Source organism: Kitasatospora sp. NPDC059803, from assembly GCF_042732255.1.
GTDB lineage: Bacteria > Actinomycetota > Actinomycetes > Streptomycetales > Streptomycetaceae > Kitasatospora.
In genome coordinates, this window is sequence record NZ_JBHWIJ010000111.1 from 7105 (window position 1) to 11848 (window position 4744).

General features: G+C 72.0%; 5 protein-coding genes. 2 read left to right on the plus strand and 3 right to left on the minus strand.

Features of this window, described 5'->3' with window-relative positions; translation table 11 throughout:
* The 3 genes from ACFV6I_RS19205 to ACFV6I_RS19215 form a co-directional block, all read right to left on the minus strand.
* Positions 1-527, minus strand: a 527-nt coding sequence (locus ACFV6I_RS19205) for a DUF4389 domain-containing protein (protein ID WP_380426497.1), incomplete at its 3' end; no start/stop codon positions are given.
* A 710-nt stretch (positions 528-1237) separates the two neighbouring features.
* Positions 1238-1705 carry a DUF6299 family protein gene (locus ACFV6I_RS19210; RefSeq protein ID WP_380426499.1) on the minus strand — a complete coding sequence of 156 codons (468 nt, stop codon included), beginning with the start codon at positions 1703-1705 and terminating at the stop codon, positions 1238-1240.
* A gap of 258 nt (positions 1706-1963) precedes the next feature.
* A complete protein-coding gene (locus ACFV6I_RS19215) occupies positions 1964-2926 on the minus strand; it encodes a zinc-dependent alcohol dehydrogenase family protein (RefSeq protein ID WP_380426501.1) in 963 nt (320 codons plus the stop codon).
* A 167-nt stretch (positions 2927-3093) separates the two neighbouring features.
* On the opposite strand from ACFV6I_RS19215, the gene ACFV6I_RS19220 reads away from it, so the two are divergent.
* Both ACFV6I_RS19220 and ACFV6I_RS19225 read left to right on the plus strand, forming a co-directional pair.
* On the plus strand, positions 3094-3738 hold the full coding sequence (locus ACFV6I_RS19220) for a TetR/AcrR family transcriptional regulator (protein WP_380426503.1): 645 nt from the start codon (positions 3094-3096) through the stop codon (positions 3736-3738).
* A gap of 345 nt (positions 3739-4083) precedes the next feature.
* The gene (locus ACFV6I_RS19225) at positions 4084-4626 is read left to right on the plus strand and encodes a hypothetical protein (RefSeq protein WP_380426505.1); all 543 of its coding nucleotides are present in this window, start codon (positions 4084-4086) and stop codon (positions 4624-4626) included.
* The last annotated feature ends 118 nt before the right edge of the window (positions 4627-4744 follow it).

Genomic DNA, 4744 nt, shown 5'->3' on the forward strand with positions numbered 1-4744 from the left:
ACCCCCCCCCAAAACACACCACCCGCCCCCCCCCCCCACCCCCACCCCACAACCCCCCCCCCGGCCCGGCCCGCGGGGCCCGCCCCCCGCCCCCCCGCCCCCCCCACGGGGAACCGTCCCTCGGCACAGCCGGCGGCGGCGGGCGGGCCCTGTGGCACGCGGTCGGCGAGGCCCGGGACGAGGGGCCCGAGGACGCTCTGGGTGGGGTCGGTGACCTCGTCGTTGTCGAAGTCGTCGTCCGAGTTCACCGAGGCGGTGACCGACCCCGTCGCCCAGGAGGCCAGGCCGAGGAGGAGGAAGAGGACGAGCAGGCCGCGCCCGGCGCCGCCGAGGTCCAGCGGACGGGTGGCCGACGCCGGGCCCTCCGGTTCGCTGCCCGGCTCCTCGCCGAACATGCCCTTGGGGTAGGCCGACGAAAGCATCGTCAGGTAGGCGGTGTAGCGCATCCGGTAGCGCAGGACCGCGACCGTCGCCTCGTACAGCGGCTGCGGCATCCGGCCGAGGGCCAGGACCACGAGCCAGACCACGAACGGCGCCGTCCACCAGCCCGCGTACGCCAGGCGCCAGGCCCTGCACGGTCGAGGCCGGGATCACCAGGACGATGCGGAAGTCAAGCGCCCCGGGCCGCAGCCGACTCAGCCCGTCCTCCGCCATGACGAGACCGGCGCTGGCGGCGACGTCGAGCGCGTGCTCGCAGTACGCCGCCGGTGTCCTCGGCTGGTCCGGGCGCAGCGCGGCGAGTTCGGTTCCGGACGGAAGCGTGGTGACGGCGGCGCGGCGTCCGGCGGCGGTGGGGCACCACAGGGTGCGGCCGTCCGGCCGGGGGCAGCGGATACCCGCCGATACGCTGGTGGCCGGGTACCCCACGCCGACGAGCGCGGGGGACCCGGCCATTGCCGCGGGGCGCAGCCCAGGGTGTCGACGGTGCGGATCGGCTGGGCGCTGCCGGCGCTGGTGGCCTCGGCCATCGCCCGGCTCTGCCCGTCGGTCATCTCCGGGAGGCGGTCGGCGGCGACCACGGCCGGGACGGACTCGGCCATCGTCCTGGCGGCTCCCCGGAAGACGAGCGGATCGGGGCGGCTGGGCAAGGCGTTTCGGGCCGGGCTCGTGGGACTCCGCGGAGAACGGGTCCTGCCTGCCGATGTCCGCCCTCCGCGCGCCGGTGCTCCCCCACCAGGTCGTCCGCGGTCACGTCACGACGAGCACGAGTCCGTCCCGCGTGCCGACGGGCCCTGCGTCACTGCGCAGCAGCCTGCAGATCGACGCTCTTCCGATCGACCGCGAGCGTGACAATGCGCGGGAAGCCATTGCTCCCTGTTTCCCACCGCTGCAAGCGCGTAGTGACCTCGGCCTGACCGGCCCTCACAAGAGGCCCCGGGTTGGGCCTGCCATGGTTGACCCACACGTGTTCGGCACCGTCACAGATGACAGACGTGCTGATGGCGACCCTGTCCCCCACCGAGCTGTTGACGACGGCGTAGGAAGAAGGCCCTGAGCAGCGGTAGGTACCCGAGAGGGTCACAACCGCCTCGCTGTCGACCGTACCGGTGGAGTTGAGGGACACCGTGCCGGTGAAGTCTGCGGGTGCCGTCCCCGAGACGGCCGCCTGGGCCGGGGAAGCGGCCCAGAACCCCGAGAGCAACGTGATGGATACGACTGTGGACAGAGCAGCAGAAGCAGAGCGACGCAACGAACTTCCCCTCACCGAACGATCATTGACTTGTCTAGACCTGTGGTCGGGACCGTACCACCCAGCCCGGAACCATCCGACACGAACTCATAACTCTTCACCCACAGGCCATCCAGGTCGGGACACAACACGGCGGCACACCCCGAACACCCGGACGGAAACGCCCGGGTACGGCCGACCCCGCACACCAGCCCCTCAACGGGAGTCACCCGCCGGCGCGGACCAGGTCGGCCTTGCTGCGGTAGTGCGCCGTGAACACCGTTCCTGCCCGGCTCAGGGCGCCAGCACGACCCTGCCGAATACCTTGCCCGCGTCCATTGCTCGGTGAGCCAGCACCGCCTGGTCCAGCGGCAGCACCTCGTGCACGACCGTGCGCAGGTCCCCGTGCGCGGCATCATCGAACTGGGACGACCGCACCGCCTGCCTGTCGGAGCCGGGCACGGTGTCGGAGCTGAAGGTGGCGAACGACAGCGACTTGCGGAAGGCGTCCATCAGCCGCATGCCGAAGTCCGCCGGCGGCTGCCCGCCGACCACGCCGACAGCCACATACCTGCCGTTCGGGTTCAACCGGTCCAGGAACAGGGAAAGCTGAGGACCTCCCACGACATCGATCACCACGTCGAAACCCGACGGTGCGTCCGAGCCGCCCTCGCCGGAGCGGTCGAGGACATGGGTCGCGCCCAGGTCCCTCAGGCGGGTGCCACGCTCCGCCGATGAGGTGGTGACCGCCACCGCACCCGCACCGCCCTTGGCTGCAAGCTGGACCGCCGTGATCCCGATGCTGCCCGCCGCACCGCGCACGAGCACCGTCTCGCCGGGCGCGAAACGAGCGCGGTCCAGGGCGAAGTGGGCGACCACACCGGAACCGCCGAGAGTCACCGCGTCCACGCCGGTCAGGCCGTCAGGCAGCAGAAGGACGTCCTCGACCGAGGCGACGGCCTGCTCGGCATACCCGCCGGACAGGCCGGTGAACGCCCACACCCGCCGCCCCATCCACGAAGCGTCCACGCCCTCTCCCACCGCGGTGACGCTACCCGCCACCTCGCTGCCCAGGAGATGGCCCTCCCGGAAGCCGTACGCGGCGAGCGTTCCCCGGCGGATCACGGCGTCCACGCCGCCTACCCCGATGGCCTCCGTGGTGATCCGCACCTGCCCCGGGGCAGGGACGGGCACGGGCAAGTCGACGACCTCCAGACCGTCAGGGTTTCCGAACTCCCTGATCACGACGGCTTTCATCTCTGCTCCTTAGGCCGGTGAACGAACGGGCCACAACTGCTGCGACCGTGAGCGGCGAGCCCGGCTCCCCAGCCCGAGGCACCACCAGCAGGGTGGCGGGGCGGGGCGGCGTCACCGCCATCGGACCGTAACGGACGCCCCCGTCCAATTGGCTAAAGTGAGAGGCCATGACCGACCGTTTGCCTCACATCGCGCGCTCCGACGCCCGCGACAACCGGGCCCGCATCCTGGACGCCGCCCGCGCGGTGTTCAGCGAGGAGGGCCTGAACGCGCCCATGCGCGAGGTCGCCCGACAGGCAGGCATCGGCCCCGCCACGCTGTACCGGCACTTCCCGACCAAGCAGGCACTGATCGTGGAGACCTTCGCCGAGCAGCGGCGAGCCTGCCACGCCACCGTCCGCGACGCCCTCGCAGACCCGGACCCGTGGCACGGATTCCGGAGCCTGGTCGAGCGCATCTGCGAACTCCACGCACACAGCCGGGGATTCGCCGACGCCTTCATGACAGCCTTCCCCGAGGCCATGGACTTCGCCGCCGACCGAGAGCGGACTTCGCGCAGGGTTGCCGAACTGACCCGCCGCGCCCAGGACACCGGCCAGCTCCACCCCGGCGTCGTCGTCGACGACCTGATCCTCATGCTCATGGCCCACCGGGGCCTCCAAGACGCGCCGCGTGCCGCCCGGCTCACGTCCTCTCGCCGCTTCGCTGCCTACGTGATCGAGGCGTTCCACGCCGCACCGGAGACGGGAGCGCCTACACCGCTGCCGCCAGCACCACGCCTGCGGCTCGCATGCCCGCCTAGCACGCAGTAGACCCGCCACGACGAGGTCCGTCATGGGTAGCGGCCGGGCGGCACCGCGAAGGTGTCGTCATGCCGCAGGCTCTGCCCACCGCGCCGAGGTGCCGAATCCCGCCATCACCCGGACGGCGTAGCACGAGGGGTTCTCACCAGCCCCTGACCTGCGGCAACACCCGAAACTCACCGGATCCGAGGCGAAACTCACCAGCGGCCCGGGACGAAATTCACCGCCCCCCGCCGCCCGGTCGTTTCAGGTGAAGTTCCACAAGCGTGATGCCCCGGGCCGCTGCGCCCCGGGAAGCCTCCTGCGTCACGGCTGCTCGCCCGAAGTGGCCGCGCCCCGTCACGGAGAACCCCCATGAGCCTCGCCCCACGCTCCGCTGCGCTCGTAGCCGCCGCCCAGTCCGTCGCTGCACTGGCCGGTCCGGCTCCCGCCGCATCCGGCCCCGCCCCCATCACCTCGCAGCCCCCGGCCGGCCGGTACCTCAACCTGCACCAGTGCGTCTACAACAGCCCGCTCGGGGCGAGCAACTTCGACCTCATGACAACCCTGGTCCCGAGCCTGGACGGGCGGTTCAGGGCCGGAACGGACGTCTCCGACACCCCCGTCCCCGCCGCCGTCTGCGGCCCCGGGGACGGGCGCTACGAGCCCAACGTCTACACGGCCGCCGAACCCTACGACCTGACGTCCGGGCACTACCTGAACCTGCACCAGTGCATGTACTACTTCGACGGTTACCGCGACCACCTCACGACCTTCGCCCCGAGCGGAGACGGACGCTTCAAGGCCGGGACGAACATCTCCAACACCCCCGACACCAAGCCCTCCTGCGGCCCCGGCGACGGGCGGTACCAGCTGATCCCGGTGCTCTCGGGCGTCAAGGCCCTCCTCGTGCACTGAGGACCGCCGCGCAACAGCCGGCCCCCCGGCCCCCCGGGGGGGGGGGGCGGGGGGGGGCGGGCCCGGGCCCCCGGCGGCGCCCCCGGGCGCGGCCCGGGGGGGGGGGGTATAAAAAAAA